At 60.5% G+C, this 15,027-nt stretch carries 14 protein-coding genes; 5 read left to right on the top strand and 9 right to left on the bottom strand.

The features are described 5' to 3' along the window. The first annotated feature begins 90 nt into the window (after window positions 1-90). Complete coding sequence (locus FHS83_RS06160) at window positions 91-1,353, top strand: hypothetical protein (RefSeq protein WP_167081916.1); 1,263 nt, start codon at window positions 91-93, stop codon at window positions 1,351-1,353. Window positions 1,354-1,356: 3 nt separating this feature from the next. On the opposite strand, the gene FHS83_RS06155 is transcribed toward FHS83_RS06160, so the two are convergent. From FHS83_RS06155 to FHS83_RS06140, 4 genes are all read right to left on the bottom strand, one after another. After that, window positions 1,357-1,722, bottom strand: coding sequence for a c-type cytochrome (locus FHS83_RS06155; protein WP_167081914.1), 366 nt, complete (start codon window positions 1,720-1,722; stop codon window positions 1,357-1,359). An 82-nt stretch (window positions 1,723-1,804) separates the two neighbouring features. Beyond that, window positions 1,805-2,965 (bottom strand): alpha/beta hydrolase, encoded by a 1,161-nt coding sequence (locus FHS83_RS06150; RefSeq protein WP_167081912.1) that lies wholly within the window; start codon window positions 2,963-2,965, stop codon window positions 1,805-1,807. A gap of 95 nt (window positions 2,966-3,060) precedes the next feature. Continuing rightward, complete coding sequence (locus FHS83_RS06145; RefSeq protein WP_167081910.1) at window positions 3,061-5,475, bottom strand: FtsK/SpoIIIE family DNA translocase; 2,415 nt, start codon at window positions 5,473-5,475, stop codon at window positions 3,061-3,063. Next, window positions 5,472-6,689, bottom strand: coding sequence for an aminotransferase class I/II-fold pyridoxal phosphate-dependent enzyme (locus FHS83_RS06140; RefSeq protein WP_167081908.1), 1,218 nt, complete (start codon window positions 6,687-6,689; stop codon window positions 5,472-5,474). Before FHS83_RS06140 ends, FHS83_RS06145 begins: the two co-directional genes overlap by 4 nt. 135 nt (window positions 6,690-6,824) lie before the next feature. On the opposite strand from FHS83_RS06140, the gene FHS83_RS06135 reads away from it, so the two are divergent. Then, window positions 6,825-7,796 carry a TraB/GumN family protein gene (locus FHS83_RS06135; RefSeq protein ID WP_167081906.1) on the top strand — a complete coding sequence of 324 codons (972 nt, stop codon included), beginning with the start codon at window positions 6,825-6,827 and terminating at the stop codon, window positions 7,794-7,796. A gap of 81 nt (window positions 7,797-7,877) precedes the next feature. Here the strand turns inward: FHS83_RS06135 and FHS83_RS06130 are convergent, their stop codons facing one another. Next, complete coding sequence (locus FHS83_RS06130) at window positions 7,878-9,209, bottom strand: ammonium transporter (RefSeq protein WP_208414250.1); 1,332 nt, start codon at window positions 9,207-9,209, stop codon at window positions 7,878-7,880. A gap of 44 nt (window positions 9,210-9,253) precedes the next feature. Then, the gene (locus FHS83_RS06125) at window positions 9,254-9,592 is read right to left on the bottom strand and encodes a P-II family nitrogen regulator (RefSeq protein WP_167081904.1); all 339 of its coding nucleotides are present in this window, start codon (window positions 9,590-9,592) and stop codon (window positions 9,254-9,256) included. A 218-nt stretch (window positions 9,593-9,810) separates the two neighbouring features. Here FHS83_RS06125 and FHS83_RS06120 point away from each other — a divergent pair, with 218 nt between their 5' ends. From FHS83_RS06120 to FHS83_RS06110, 3 genes are all read left to right on the top strand, one after another. Next, entirely contained in the window at window positions 9,811-11,019 is a 1,209-nt protein-coding gene (locus tag FHS83_RS06120; RefSeq protein ID WP_167085301.1) for an FAD-dependent monooxygenase, read from the top strand. A gap of 107 nt (window positions 11,020-11,126) precedes the next feature. Beyond that, a complete protein-coding gene (locus FHS83_RS06115) occupies window positions 11,127-11,528 on the top strand; it encodes a DUF1801 domain-containing protein (RefSeq protein WP_167081902.1) in 402 nt (133 codons plus the stop codon). 24 nt (window positions 11,529-11,552) lie between these two features. Next, window positions 11,553-11,909, top strand: coding sequence for a DUF1428 domain-containing protein (locus FHS83_RS06110; protein ID WP_167081900.1), 357 nt, complete (start codon window positions 11,553-11,555; stop codon window positions 11,907-11,909). Here FHS83_RS06110 and FHS83_RS06105 read toward each other — a convergent pair. The 3 genes from FHS83_RS06105 to FHS83_RS06095 all read right to left on the bottom strand — a co-directional run bounded on the left by FHS83_RS06105 (window position 11,906) and on the right by FHS83_RS06095 (window position 15,015). Continuing rightward, window positions 11,906-12,388 carry a chemotaxis protein CheW gene (locus tag FHS83_RS06105; RefSeq protein WP_167081898.1) on the bottom strand — a complete coding sequence of 161 codons (483 nt, stop codon included), beginning with the start codon at window positions 12,386-12,388 and terminating at the stop codon, window positions 11,906-11,908. The genes FHS83_RS06110 and FHS83_RS06105 overlap by 4 nt on opposite strands. A gap of 73 nt (window positions 12,389-12,461) precedes the next feature. Continuing rightward, a complete protein-coding gene (locus tag FHS83_RS06100) occupies window positions 12,462-14,345 on the bottom strand; it encodes a methyl-accepting chemotaxis protein (RefSeq protein WP_167081896.1) in 1,884 nt (627 codons plus the stop codon). Window positions 14,346-14,619: 274 nt separating this feature from the next. Continuing rightward, window positions 14,620-15,015 (bottom strand): hypothetical protein, encoded by a 396-nt coding sequence (locus FHS83_RS06095; protein ID WP_167081894.1) that lies wholly within the window; start codon window positions 15,013-15,015, stop codon window positions 14,620-14,622. Window positions 15,016-15,027 lie beyond the last annotated feature (12 nt).

Below are 15,027 nucleotides of genomic sequence, written 5' to 3'. Positions count from 1 at the left end.
GGCAGGCCAGCCCCGCTTTTCGGTGGGCAGCCGCTGCGGCCTACACCATTGATGGGCTATTAGTAACAAATACCTCTCATACTTGTGAGCATGTGGACCCGACGTTCCCTTCTGGCCAGCGCGGTGGCGGCCCTGGCGCTCTCGCCCCGGCTGAAGGCCGCGAGCCTGGCCGATTCCGCCCGGTTGCTGGTGAATGAGGGGCGCTACCTGCCGCTTCTCCAGCAAATGCAGGCAGAGGCCCCGCTTAATCCGCCGATGAAGGACCCGCTGGCCCAGATTCTCGCCATGACGGGGGACGAAAGCGCCGCGATGGAGGGAAGTGAAACCCACGGCCTCGCCGCGCCGGACCTGGCGGAGCTGACCGCCGCCAATGCGCTGGAGGCGATTGTCGATGCCGCCCGGCGCCACCAGATCGTGATCCTCAACGAGGCGCATCATATTTCTCGCTGCCGGGTTTTCGCCGAAAGGCTGATGATGCGGCTGCGCCAAGAGGGTTTCACCCATTTCGCTGCCGAGACCTTCACCAACACCGAACGGGCTTGGCCGAATGCGGCCATGACCGCGCTCAATGCCGGGGCGCCGATTACGGCGGGGCTTGGCTGGTATTTGGCCGACCCTGTTTTTGCCGAACTCGTCCGCGCGGCACGCAAACTCGGCTATCGCTTTGTCTCCTACGAAGTCCGCCCTGAGCAGATGCAGGAAGCCGGTGCCACGCCGGGCCGCCAGATCGAAGTGCGCGAGGATGCCGAGGCGAACAACTTCATCGCCCACGTCCTGGAGGCCGATTCCAAAGCCAAGGTCTTTGTCTATTGTGGCTATGACCATGTGCTGAAGGCTGAGGTCTATACCCATCAGCTTTGGTTCGCGGCACGGCTGAAAGCCAAATCCGGCATCGAACCGCTTTGTATCAGCCAGGCTTGGACCGTACCCCCGCCCTCCGGTCTTCCCGAAGAGCCGCTCCTTGCTGCAATCCTCGATCAGTTTCATCCCACCGAGCCGGTCATTTTAAGGGACAGCGCGGGCGAGGCTGTCCGCCTTTCGATTGCTAAAAAAGCCATCGATTTCGAAGTCATTCATCCAAGGCTCGCTGATGTCTCCGGGCGTCCGGGCTGGCTTGCCACGGCTCCGGGGCGCAAAGAGGCGCGCTATAAGCTCACTGAAATTCCGCCCGAAGGCGCGCTTTTGCAGGCAGTTCCGGCAAGTGAGGCGGCAAATCCGGCCGTCATTCCCTCGGATCAATATCCCGCGTCGCTCAACGCGCATGAGGCTATATTCTTCCTCAAGCCCGGCACTTACGAAGTGCGGGTGGAGAATGAAGAAGGCCGCCACCGCCTTGGGGCATTGACCGTCTGAAGCCTATTTCTTGGACTTCATATAGGCGATCAAATCATCGGCCTCTTGGGGCTTCTTGATTCCGGAGAAATACATCCGCGTGCCCGGTACCAGCTTTTGCGGATTGGCGAACCAGGCTTTCAGCTTGTCGTCCGTCCAGGTGATGTTCGCTCCCTTGAGCGCCGGGGAATAAGAAAAGCCTTGTACGGAAGCCGCTTTCTTGCTGGCCACACCGAACAGGTTCGGTCCCATGCCATTGCCTGCGCCTTTGGCGATGGTGTGGCACATGGCACAACGTCCGAAGATGACCTCGCCTTGTTTGGCATCGCCCGCCGCATGGGCGGCTCCGGCAAGAAGGATCAAGCTGGTGAAAGCGGCAGTCGGCTTCATGGGGGTTCCTGCAAAATGCAGGCGGGGTTTTAACCGCTGCGGCACGGGCGGAAAAGCGTCCCGCAGCGGCAAGAAAACAAGTCTAACGGAAAAGCAATGGCGCGATTTCTCCAAGATAGCGGCGCCAATTGACCATGGTGTGGCCGCCAGGGGTTTCCTCGGACTGATATTTCACACCATGGCGGTCAAACATCTTGAGCATCGCCTGCGAGTTGCCCCGGGCAATGTCTGTGTCGCCATAAGCGATCCAAAAGAGCTTCAAGCGGCTGGTTTCGGCTTTCAGCGTATCTCCATAGCGCGCTTCGAAGCTGGTCAGGTCATTGGGGAACCAGCCCGACGAAAAGACGCCGATATAGGGAAACATCGCCGTATGGGTAAGGCCGATATTCAGCGTCTGGATACCACCCATGGAAAGCCCCGCCAGCGCGCGGTCCTTGGCGTGCCGCGAGACTTTGAAGTCCGATTCGACTAGCGGAATGATCACACTGACGAGCTCGGCGCCGAACTTATCCTTGGCCGGATCGCCAGTCATGGGCTGGCTGTCGCGTACGATACCATCGGGAAACACCACCACCATCGGCTTGGCTTTTCCTTGCGCGATCAGATTGTCGAGGATGACGCCCGCGCGTCCCTCCGTCGGCCAATCGAAATCGGAATCGCCGCCGCCATGCAGAAGGTAGAGCACGGGGTAGTTCTTGCCCTTGTTATATCCCGGCGGCAGATAGACATGCAGCCGACGCTGTGGGCCCGCCACGGCGGAATCGTAATTAAGCTGCACCAAGTGGCCATGTTTGATGCCCGCGCGATAGGTCTGCAGATCGCCGTCACCGCCCGGCACTTCCACCAGGCTATAGGTGTCGGCGTGCATCGGCGAATTATAGGTGTTCTTCGGATCGGCGACGGTCGCGCCATCCACATCGAAGCGATAGCGATAAGCGCCGGGCTCCACCGCCGCGGTGGTGACAGACCACACGCCATCCGCCGCCTTGGTCAGCGCGATCTGGTCCGGCAACCCCGGTATCCAGGGTTTCAGCGTCACGCTTTGCGCTTTGGGGGCATAGAAGCGGAAGGTGATCTGCCGGTCTGCCGAGACTTCCGGTGAGATGAGGCCGTCAAAGGGCGTGCGCGGCCCCATGGCAATACCGGGCGGTGGCGGCGAGGTTGGCACAGGAACCGTCTGCGCGCTTGCGGCCGCAAAACTGAAGCTCGCGGCCATGGCGACCGCAAAAATTGTTATTTTCATCTGGGCGTCCCCTCCCTAGGGATCGCCCAGATTATGTCTGAGTAAATTCGGCGCCGCCAGTCTTGCGCGCAGGCTGGCCCCTCACAATCGCGCGCTTATTCGTGATGCTCGGGGAGCAGGACTTCGCGCACCCCCTTATGGTTGGGTTTGGAGATGACCTGTTCCTCTTCCATGCGCTCGATCAGGCGCGCGGCACGGTTATAACCGATCTGCAAACGGCGCTGGATGTAGCTGGTCGTTGCCTTGCGTTCGCGGGCCACGATGGCGAGTGCCTTGTCGTAAAGATCGTCACCGGATTCGCCATTGCCTTCGCCGAAAGCGCTGAAGGGATCATTGCCGCCTTCTTCGGGCTCTTCGGTAACGGCATCGAGATATTCCGGTGCGCCCTGGGCTTTGAGATGGCGCACGACATCTTCGACTTCGCTATCGGAGACAAACGGGCCGTGCACACGGCGGATACGCCCGCCCGCCATCATATGAAGCATGTCGCCCTGGCCGAGGAGCTGTTCGGCGCCCTGCTCACCCAGGATGGTGCGGCTGTCGATCTTGGAGGTGACCTGGAAGGAGATACGGGTCGGGAAGTTCGCCTTGATGGTGCCGGTGATGACGTCCACCGAGGGGCGCTGCGTGGCAGCAATGAGATGGATACCGGCTGCACGTGCCATCTGGGCGAGGCGCTGCACCGCGCCTTCGATTTCCTTGCCTGAGACCATCATCAGGTCGGCCACTTCGTCGACCACCACCACGATATAAGGCATGAATTCGAGTTCAAGCACTTCGTCTTCATAGATCGGCTTGCCGGTCTCGCGATCAAAGCCCGTCTGCACCGTGCGCTTCAGAACTTCGCCCTTGGCTTGAGCTTTCTTAACGCGATCGTTGAAGGCTTCGATGCCACGCACACCGAGCTTACTCATCTTGCGATAGCGCTCTTCCATCTCGCGCACCGCCCATTTGAGGGCAACCACCGCCTTGCGCGGATCGGTGACGACGCTGGTCAGAAGATGCGGAATGCCGTCATAAGCGGAGAGTTCCAGCATCTTGGGATCGATCATGATCAGCTTGCACTGATCCGGCGGCAGCCGATAAAGCAGCGATAGGATCATGGTGTTGATCGCGACAGACTTACCCGAACCCGTGGTACCGGCGATCAGCAAGTGAGGCATCTTGGCGAGATCGGCCATCACCGCTTCGCCGCCGATGGTTTTGCCCAGCGCCAGGATTAGGGGAGCCTTGGCCTTCTCGAATTCCGCCGAGGCCAGAAGTTCACGCAGATAAACGGTTTCGCGGGTGTGATTGGGAAGCTCGATACCCATCACATTGCGGCCTGGGATCACGGCGATACGTGCTGCCACCGCCGACATGGAACGCGCCACGTCATCGGCGAGCGCGATCACGCGGGAAGATTTCACACCCGCCGCGGGCTCGAATTCATAAAGCGTCACCACCGGGCCGGGACGCACCGCCACGATGCGGCCTTTCACGCCGAAATCGGAGAGCACCGATTCCAGCATCCGGGCATTTTCTTCCAGGCTTTCGTCGGAGAAGGCGGTCTGATCGCCGACATGTACCGGCTCAGCCAGAAGCCCCAGCGGTGGCAATTCATAATCGCCCGAGGCCAAGGCCAGGGCTGGCTGCTGGGCGCGCTTGGGTGCAGAGGATTTCTTGGCCTCCTCGCGCTTCACCCGCGAGCCCGGCGCGGGCGCAAGATCAAGGCTCGGCTGCTCTTCGTCTTCTTCGATCTCTTCCTCGTATTCCGGCGCGTCGCTGCTTTCTTCCTCAGGCGCGTTTTCGCGCTTGATGCGCGGCTCCACCCGGCGGCTAGCTTTCTTGACGGGTTTTGCTTCGGGCGCTTTGAACAGGCTGCCGATCCAATAGAAGAGGGTCAGGGCGTGCAGGCCGCCTTTCGCCAGCATCTTCAATTTGATGTCGGTGGCCAGAACGCCAAAGGCGAGGCCCGTGAAAAGGAACAGCATGGGCAAGGCCCAACCGATGAAGGGCTGGCCCCAGGCATGGGCGGCGCGGGTTGCCATCATCACCGAGAAGATCCCGACATTGCCGCCCGCTGCGAAGCTCTCCGGCCCCGGCAGAAGGCCAAGACCTGCCGCGGTAAAAACAACGCCGAGCGGCCAAGCCGCACCGCGCCAGCGCGCATGGTCCAGGTTCCAGCCCATCAGCGCGCGCGTGCCCCAGGCGATCGGTGCGGCCAGGAAGATGAGTGAGGCAAAGCCGATATATTGCAGAAGCAGGTCCGCGGCGGTGGCGCCGAAGGGCCCCAAAAGATTGGTCGCTTCGCGGCTGGTCGCGGTATTCGCGCTCGGATCGGCGGGATTATAGGTGATCAGCGCCAAAAGCATCGCCGCGCCTGCGCCCAGCACCAGAGCGCCCGAGCCGCGTACCATCAAGACGCGCAAAAAGCGCATCACTTCACGACGGGCGTTTTCGAAGGTCTCGGCCAGCGCGGCCCCACGTTTGCGCGGCTGGTAGACTCCAGAGGTTCTGACCCCGCTCATGGTCCCTCGCAGCTCAACTGACCGGCAATCTTAGTAAGTGCTCGGTTAATGGTTGATAAATCGTTGACGAGTGCAACCCGTATATACGCATGTCCGGGATTGCTCGTGGGATCGCCCGGCCGCATTTCCCGGCCCATATAGGCCCCTGGCAGAACGCGGATGCCGCTCTTTTGCCAGAGCTTCAGCGCGGTTTTCTCCCCGTCGCCGACCTTCAGCCAAAGAAAAAAGCCGCCTTCGGGAAGGAAAAAGCCGGGTAAATGGCCCAAACACTGTTCAGCCAGCCGGAATCGTTCCTGATACATCGCTCGGTTGGCGCCGACATGGGCTTCATCACTCCAGGCCGCTACCGAGGCTGCAATCAGCGGGGCGGGCACCTGCGGCCCAGCATAATTGCGCAAAGCCCTGAAGCGCGTCATCAGCTCAACGCTCCCTGCCACGATTCCTGACCTCAAGCCCGGCAAGCCGGACCGCTTGGAAAGCGAATGGAAGGACAAGAGCCGCGCATAAGGTGCGCCTCGTACCGTCAAGGCGCCAACGGGCGGGGTCTCGCGATAGATGTCGGCATAGCATTCGTCTGCGAAGACGACGAAATCATACTCGTCGGCCAGCGCGAACAGGCTTTGCCAATACGCTTTGCTCGCCACAGCGCCTTCAGGGTTGGAGGGAGAGCAGATGTAGGCAGCAACCGAACGTGCCAGCACCGATCGGGGTAGGCTCGCAAAATCCGGCAGGAAGCCGCTTTCTTCCGTAGCGGGCACATAGACCGGTTCGGCTCCCGCCGCGTAAATCGCCGCCGCATAGCATTGATAAAACGGGTTCGGCAGCAGGATGGCGGGGCGCTGCCCGGCTTTCGCCTCCGGGGTCAGAATGAACGGCGCCAGGAATAGTCCTTCACGCGTACCGTTGAGCGGCAAGACCTGCACTTCAGGATCAAGCTCGGCGCCGAAGCGCCGCTTCAGCCAGCCCGCCGCCGCCTGACGCCATTCCGCAGTGGCATTGATCGGGGGATATTCGCCGAACTTGGCGGCCGAGGCGTTTATGGCTTCCATCACAAACTCCGGCACGGCCCCTTTGGGATCGCCCACGGCCAGGCTAATCGGCTCCTCGCCCGGTTTTTCCGAATCGAGAAGGTTCGCGAGCTTGGCAAACGAGCCTTGCGGAAGCTGGGCAAGGCGTCCGGGAAAAAGCGTGTCGGAAGACTGGGTGTTTAGCATGGCGCGCGGACTTTAACCTTTGCGCGACTCCGCCGTCTATGGCGGGACACGTGGTGCCTGACACAACCTTAATTATGCCGTTGTGCTCCGCTCATCTTTGCGGCGTTAGCTGGGTTTGGCTTGGGGAGTTTCGCGATGAAATCTGCGTTGGCTGCGCTCGGCGCATTCCTGCTCATCACTACGGCTGTCTCCGCCGATTCGCCTCCCCCCGTCGCGCCTGCAGCATCCACGACAGAATGGGCGCCCAACGAAGTCATCGAAGTGGTGGCCCAAAAGCCCGGCCCGGCCTTCTGGCATGTGAAGAAGGGCGAGGCCGAGATTTTCATCCTGGGAACGGTTGCACCGATGGTGAAGGGCACCACGATCAACCTCGACCATATGAGCGACACGATTAAGGGTGCGCGGGCGGTCTATCTTCCGCCAACCGCGTCGGCAGGGCTTTTATCGGCGGGCTGGTTTCTGCTCACCCATCGCGGGCTTCTTTCCATGCCGGATGGCAAGAAACTGGAAGATACGCTGCCGCCTGATCTGAAAGCCCGCTTCGTCGCCGCGCGCACGGCGTTGAAGTTCGGTCCGGAAAAATTCGACGATGATCCACCCGTGCTGGTTGCCGCCAAACTGCCTGGAGAGTTCAACAAGGTCCATGAGCTGGTTGTCGATGGCGCCATTTCGAATGTGAAGGACCTCGCCAAAACTCATCGCGTGCCGGTTAAGATGATCGGCGATTACGATGCCCTCGACATGCTCAAGGAGATGTTGCGTCTGCCGCAACCTGCTCAGCAGAAATGCCTTGCCGATTCCATCGCCTATACCGAAGTCGCGACGCCCAATGCCAAGCCCTTAAGTGAGGCGTGGGCGGTGGGGAATGTGAAAGAGATCAAGGCGCATTTTGTGCCGCATCCCTTTGAGATCTGCATCCAGCAGGCCACGAGCTTCGGCAAGATCAAAGACCGCGCCGTCGCCGATTATCTCAAGGTGATCCACGAAGCGCTCTCTACGCCGGGCAAGGTGGTGATGGTCGCCGATATTGGTGCGATTTTGCGGCAGACCGGCGTTGCCGAGGTCCTGCATAAGGAAGGCGTCACCATCGAAGGTCCGGCGGAATAAGCGCGCCATACAAGGCAAAAAAATAGGGCGCCTCTTGTGGAGGCGCCCAGTTTTTCTGGAGGAGACGGTACCCCGGAAGGATCAGCCGTGGACCGTTTCGCCATGGAGGTTGATGTCGAGGCCTTCGACTTCGACTTCCGGCGAGACGCGCAGGCCGATCACCAGGTCGATCAGCTTCAGGATGATGAAGGTCACGACGCCGGAGTAGACGAACACCGCAACCACATCGATGGCCTGGATGCCGATCTGGGCAAGATTGCCGTCATAGAGCCAGCCCTTGCCGAGCGAGTTGATCGCGTTCTTCGCGAACACGCCGGTCAGGATGGCACCCAGCGCCCCGCCGACGCCGTGCACGCCCCAGGCGTCCAGCGAGTCGTCGTAGCCGATCATGTGCTTCACCCACACCGACGAGGTGTAGCAGACCAGACCCGCGATCAGGCCGATGAAGACGGCGCCCGTGGCATCGACAAAGCCCGAAGCCGGGGTGATCGCCACAAGGCCGGCCACCGCACCCGAGATCAGGCCGAGAACGGACGGCTTCTTGGAGATCAGCCATTCGATGAAGGACCAGGAGAGCGCCGCAGCAGCGGTCGCGATCTGGGTCGCGGCAGCCGCCATACCGGCATTGACGTTGGAGGTCACAGCCGAGCCCGCATTGAAGCCGAACCAGCCGACCCACAGCAGCGAGGCGCCGATGACGGACAGGACCAGGTTATGCGGCGCCATGTTTTCGGTGCCGTAGCCTTTGCGCTTGCCGAGAACCAGGCAGGTGACAAGAGCCGCGGTACCAGCGTTCAGATGCACGACCGAGCCGCCGGCATAGTCGAGGGCGCCCTTGGTGCCGAGCCAGCCGCCGCCCCAGACCCAATGGGCCACCGGGCAATAGACGAAGATCAGCCACAGACCCATGAACCACAGGAAAGCGGAATACTTCATGCGATCCGCCAAGGCACCGGCGATCAGTGCCGGGGTGATGATGGCGAAGGTCATCTGGAAGAACATGTAGACCGATTCCGGAATGGTACCGGCCAAGGAGGACTGCGCATTCAGGCCCAGAGGCTGCAGGAAGAGATAGGAAAGGCCGCCGATATACTGGTTCCACACCGGGTCGGGGTTGGAGGTAAAGGCGATCGAATAGCCGATGACGTACCACAACACAGTGATAAGGCAGGTGGCGCCGAAGCTCTGCGCCATCGTGGCGAGCACGTTCTTGCGGCGCACCATGCCGCCATAGAAGAGGGCGAGACCCGGAATGGTCATCAACAGAACCAGCGCGCTCGACGTCAGCATCCAGGCGGTATCGCCGGTGTCGATCTTGGGCCCAGCCGCGAACGCAGCCCCCGTTGTGGCGGCAAGAGCTGCCAGCCCGGCGAGCGCACCATGCGCCAGCTTCTTCATGTTCGATCCTTTCATACTAAAGTCCCCTAAACTTTGATCCCAAGGATGAGACAGCGCCCTTAGAGGGCGTCGCCGTCGGTTTCGCCGGTGCGGATGCGCACCACTTGTTCGAGCGGCGTGACGAAGATCTTGCCGTCGCCGATCTGGCCGGTTTTCGCTTTGGAGGTGATGGCATCAAGGACCGCAGGTGCGATCTCGGATTTCACAGCGACTTCGATCTTCAGCTTGGGCAGGAAGCTGACGGCGTATTCCGCGCCGCGATAGATTTCCGTGTGCCCCTTCTGGCGGCCGTAGCCCTTCACTTCCGTAACCGTCATGCCCTGGACGCCCAGAGCTGAAAGCGATTCACGCACCTCGTCTAATTTGAAGGGCTTGATGATCGCCGTGATAAGTTTCATCGCTGCTTCCCGCTGTTAAGCCTCACGCCTTCTTTTCATCAAGAACCGTGCCGACTTCCTCAGCAGAGCTAAGTCTCTGAAATTTATGCTTTTTGTACGGTGCGACAGGATGTTTCGCGTGCTTTGTGGCGAAAACCTGCGCAATTCGTAGCCGGGGCAAATTAACTGCCTATATTTTAAGCATTGACCCTCGCATCCTGGCGTGAGACTCCTTGTCCATGGATAGCGATGTGATCATTGGCGGCGGCGGTTTTGTCGGAATGGCCCTAGGGCTGGCCTTGGCCCGAGGGGGGCTAAGCGTGACGGTAATTGATCCCGTCACTGCCGACGCGGCCTTGCAAGAAAATTTCGACGGACGGGTTTCTGCCTTGTCTTACGCGAGCTTGCGGCTGTTTCGCGCCCTTGGCGCCGAGGCGGAGCTCGCTCCCTACGCGCAGCCCATCGAGCAAATTCTCGTTACGGATGCGCCGCTCGATAAGCCCGCATCGCCCTTCTCGCTTTATTTTGACGGCCAGGAAATCGGCGAACCTCTCGGGGCAATTGCTGAAAATCGCGCCATTCGCCGCGCGCTGTTTAGCGCGGTCGCTGATGAGCCGCAGATCAAGGTCGTCGCCCCGGCTTCTGTCACCGGCATCATTCCGGGTGAAGGCTCTATCGGGGTGCGCCTTTCCACCGGCGAAACTCTCTTCGCCAAGCTGGCGGTCGCTGCCGATGGGCGCGATTCCAAAGCGCGGGATGAGATGGGGATCGGTGTAGTGCGCTGGGATTACCCGCAATCGGGGATTGTCGCCACCGTCCATCACGAGCGCCCGCATAATGGCACCGCCTATGAGCATTTCCTGCCTTCCGGCCCCTTCGCGATTTTGCCGCTCACGGGCAATCGCGCCTCTTTGGTGTGGACCGAAAAGCGCGATATCGCGCAAGCGATGATGGCGCTGCCGCAAGCCGAATTCGAAGCTGAGATCGCGCGCCGTTTTGGCAAGCATTTGGGCGCGATCCATCAGGAAGGGCCGCGCTGGTCCTATCCTTTGCGCTTCCATCTGGCGCGCGGCTTCGTCAAATCGCGTTTTGCGCTGGCGGGCGATGCCGCCCATGGCATCCATCCTATCGCCGGTCAGGGGCTCAATCTGGGTCTGCGCGATGCCGCGGCTCTGGCGGATGTACTTTTGGACGCCGCCGCGCTTGGTCAGGATATTGGGGCGCTCGATGTCTTGAAACGCTACGAGCAGTGGCGCCGTTTTGATTCCGTTACGCAGGCGCTCACCATGGATGCGTTGAACCGCCTCTTCTCCAACGACATTGCGCCCTTACGTTTGGCGCGCGATCTGGGCATGGGGATCGTCGATAAAATCGGCCCCTTGCGGCGCTATTTCATGCGTGAGGCGGGTGGCGATGTCGGAAAATTGCCCAGCCTGATGCGCGCCTGATCACCATCAAGTGTTCTGCCGATAACGCAGACGAGCATTGCATCTATTTGGTGCATCAAGCCTGTGGAAGCGTGTTCTAATCATTTGCCGCCTGCGGGGCAGATGTAATGGATGCGCTCTTTCGATTTCCTACGGCCGTCCGGCATAATCGCGAAGTCGCCGCATGGTTCGCGCATGAGGGCGATCCCCTAAGGCAGCTTGCGCTTTTGTGGTTCGATCAGATGCGCGGTTGCGGCGATGATGTATGCGAGCTTTTGCATGATGGGCATCCCACGGCCTGCGTAAGGGATGCCGCTTTTGCCTATGTCGATGCTTTCGCCGCGCATGTGAATGTCGGCTTTTATCAGGGCGCCGCGCTAAAGGACCCTGCTTGCCTTTTGCTTGGAAGCGGCAAGCGTATGCGCCACGTCAAGCTTGTTTGGGGCCAGCCCATAGATGCCGCCGCCTTGCGCCAGCTCATCGCGGATGCTTATGCCGATATGGCGGCGCGGATAAGCACCAACGCCTAACGCTTCTTATCGTGGAGGATTGGCATGTATGTCTGTGGCCTCGTCATTCCTGTGCCCGAAGACAAGCTGGAGGCCTATCGTGCCTGGGCGCAAAACAGCGCCGCCTTTTTCCGAGAATATGGCTGTCTCGAAATCGTCGAGTGTCTGGAAGATTTCGTACCGGACGGGGTGCACACCGACTTCCGCAAAGCCGTCGCCGCCGCCGCGGGGGAGAAGATCGTCTTCTCCTGGCAGATATGGCCCGATAAGGAGAGCCTCAACATCGCGGAAGAAAAGATGCATCAGGATCCCAGGATGGAGAGCGCCGGCAATCCGCCTTTCGATGCCAAGCGCCTCATCCTGGGCTGTTTTTCCCCGATAGTGGTGTCGGGGCGGGATTAAGCGGCTTCTATCGCCGCTGTAGCTGCCGCGTTTTCTGTCATCGCCATCAAATGCGAGGTGGCCAGCAGCGTCACCATGCGTCCGTCCAGGACTGCGATGCCGTCGACATAGCTGTCTTGCGTCGCATCCATGATATCCGGCGGGGGTTGAATATCGCTGCTGCGAACCGTCACGATATCGGAGACCGCATCAACCAGAACACCCGTGGTGTGATTATCCCAAGACACCACGATGATGACGTTCTTGGGCGAGGCTTCGGTTAGCCCGAGACCCAGCTTGGCTTTAAGATCGATCACCGGCAGCACAATGCCGCGCAGATTGATCACGCCGCGCACATAATGCGGCACATGCGGCAGGGCGGTGGTATCGGTCCAGCCGCGAATTTCGCGGATCGCCATGATGTCGGCGGCGAATTCCTGGCCGTTGGCGAAAAAGGTAATGTATTGGCGGCTGTCGGCGGTTTGCTGATGATCACTCACCGGCGTTCTCCTCGAAGGTAATGCGCTTTCCGGCGCAAGAAAGATGGGGCGGCGCGTTGCCGCCCCTTATAGCTTAGAACTCGGCCCAGTCTTCGCCGCCCGCAGGCGCGGCCTTGGTGGCCGGCGCGGCGCGTCCGCCGCCGGCTGCGGCCATGCGTGGCATCGGCTTGGCGGCCGGGCGTCGCATGGCGGGCTGAGGCATATGGCGCGGCGTCGTCGCGACCGGGGTGCCGTACTGCATATCGCCGACGGAGAAGAAGCCGACCAGTTCGGTCAGGACCTTGGTTTCGCCGGCAAGATTGCGCGAGGCGGCGGTGGATTCTTCCACCATCGCGGCGTTCTGCTGGGTGACCTGATCCATCTGACCAACGGCGGAGCTCACCTGCTCGATACCGGTGGATTGCTGCTCGGCGGCCTGCGCCATTTCGTTGACCAGGCTGTTGATCTGCAGCACCTGATCGACAATGCGCTTCAAGGCCTGGCCGGTTTCGCCGACATACTTCACGCCGCTGCCGACATGCTCGCTCGAGGTGTTGATGAGCGCCTTGATCTCCTTGGCCGCTTCCGAGGAGCGCTGTGCCAGGGCACGCACTTCAGAGGCCACGACCGCGAAGCCCTTGCCCGCTTCACCCGCGCGTGCCGCTTCGACACCCGCGTTCAAGGCGAGAAGGTTGGTCTGGAAGGCGATCTCGTCGATCACGCCGATGATGTCGGTGATCTGCTTGGAGGATTGCGCGATCGCGTCCATCGCCTTGACCGCGGTTTCCACAACACGCCCGCCATTCTCGGCGGCATCCTTGGCACCGGCCACGCTGTGGCTGGCTTCCTTGGCATTGCTCGCAGTCTTCTTCACCGTGGCGGTGATTTCTTCCAGCGCGGCGGCGGTTTCTTCCAGGCTGGCGGCCTGTTGTTCCGTGCGGCGGGAAAGATCGTCGGCGGCGGTAGAGATTTCGTTGGCGTTGTTGGCTATCTGATGTGTCGAGCCAAGGACGTTCTTCACCGTGTCCTGCAAGCGCTCCATGGCTTCATTGAAGTCGCCCTTCAGCTTGGCGAAGGCGCCGGTCAGGTTGGCCGAAACGCGATGCGTGAGATCGCCCTTCGCCAGATGCTCAAGCCCCGTGCCGATAGAGGAGACGATGATCTGCGTCTGCTCTTCCTTGGCCTGTTCGGCGGCATGGAGCTGGTTCTTGAAGCTCGTCATTGCTTCGGCGAGCTTGCCGATTTCATCCTGCTGATCGCTATGCGGCACGTGGGTGTTGAGGTTGCCGCGAGCCAGCTCACCCATCGCATCGGTCATGTTGCCGAGCGGCTTGGAAATGGCCTGCACCAGCACATAACCGGAGGCGGCACAAAGAAGTGCGGCAAGGCCGAGCGCGATAAAGATCCAGATGCGGGCAGTGGCATAGGCTGCTTTTCCGGCCTCGGCTACCTGCTTGCTCATGCGATCATTAAAATCGACGTCAGCATCTATGGCATTAATGAGGGCATCAAAACTGGTGCGAGATTCGCCAGCAAGAAACTTAAGCGCGGCATCATCGCCTTGGGTTTTGACGATCTCCATGCCCTTGGCCTGCATGGTGTCATAAGCGGCCTTCGCGGCTTCAATGTTTGCTGCAAGCCGTTGCTCCTCACCCGGTGTGATAAGTGGCTTGTACGCTGCCCAGGTACTTTCAATTTGAGTTATTGTTTTTTGGAAGCGTGCGTCCAAGGCTTGCCGCTGTTCATCGGACATGGTCCGCAAGGCGTTGTTTTGAACGGCGCGATAGCGCGTAACGGCATATTCGTATTTGCCGAGCGCCTTGACGGATGGCATCCAATTGAAGGCGACGTCATCAGCAACCTTGTTCACATTCGAAAGGCTGTACTGCGCGAACAGACCCAGCGCTACCGTCACGGCTAGCACCAGGGCGAATACGCCGGTCAGCTTCTTGCTGACGGAAAGGTCTTTGAAGTTCATGGACGCTCATCCCGCGTTCCCCGCACTATCGCGGGTTCTTTCATTGCGGGTAGGGTTGGCGCCGATTTGTTGAAAAGCCGTATAAACTTACCAGAGCGGTCCGTTGGCTCAGCTACGCCTCTTGCGGGTGCCCCGCGCGCAGCGTGGCGGAAAAGTGGCGCAAATGCGCGCTTCTTTCGTTTGTACGCAAAACTTTTGGACGCGCGACACCGCTTACTACGGGCTAGTACGGATACGGACTAATCCTTAGCCTTTTTGGCCCCAGCTAAAGCTTTTAGCCCAGCCTTTCACCGCTTCTGCGCGCCGCGAGCGCTGCGGGTAATTCGCGATAAAAGCCGCGCGCGATATCGCCGATCTTCTGCGCACGGATGTTTTCGGCCTCGGCGCGCGAGCCATAGCGCACCCCTTCGAAGATATAACGTGTCACCATCATGCCCGTGCGCGGATCGCTTTCGGCCACTTCCAGGATGTCTTCCACCTGCTCGGAAGCGACCCCCAGCGTGTGGCGGATATGGGCGGCGGCATCGCGCCGGTCGGCCCGCTCATTTTCGATGCGGGCGCGGTTCTCGTCGTCAAAGCGGCGGAAGGCGGCAATGACCTTGGGACCCAGCCAATACAGCGCCACCGCGGCGAGAATGGTCAGGCTGACGCTGTAGATATTCCAGAACATGGCAGCGGCGGG

The organism is Rhizomicrobium palustre (genome assembly GCF_011761565.1).
Classification (GTDB): domain Bacteria; phylum Pseudomonadota; class Alphaproteobacteria; order Micropepsales; family Micropepsaceae; genus Rhizomicrobium; species Rhizomicrobium palustre.
The sequence above is the reverse complement of the archived record's forward strand: the minus strand, read 5'-3'. Positions and strand labels throughout refer to the sequence as shown.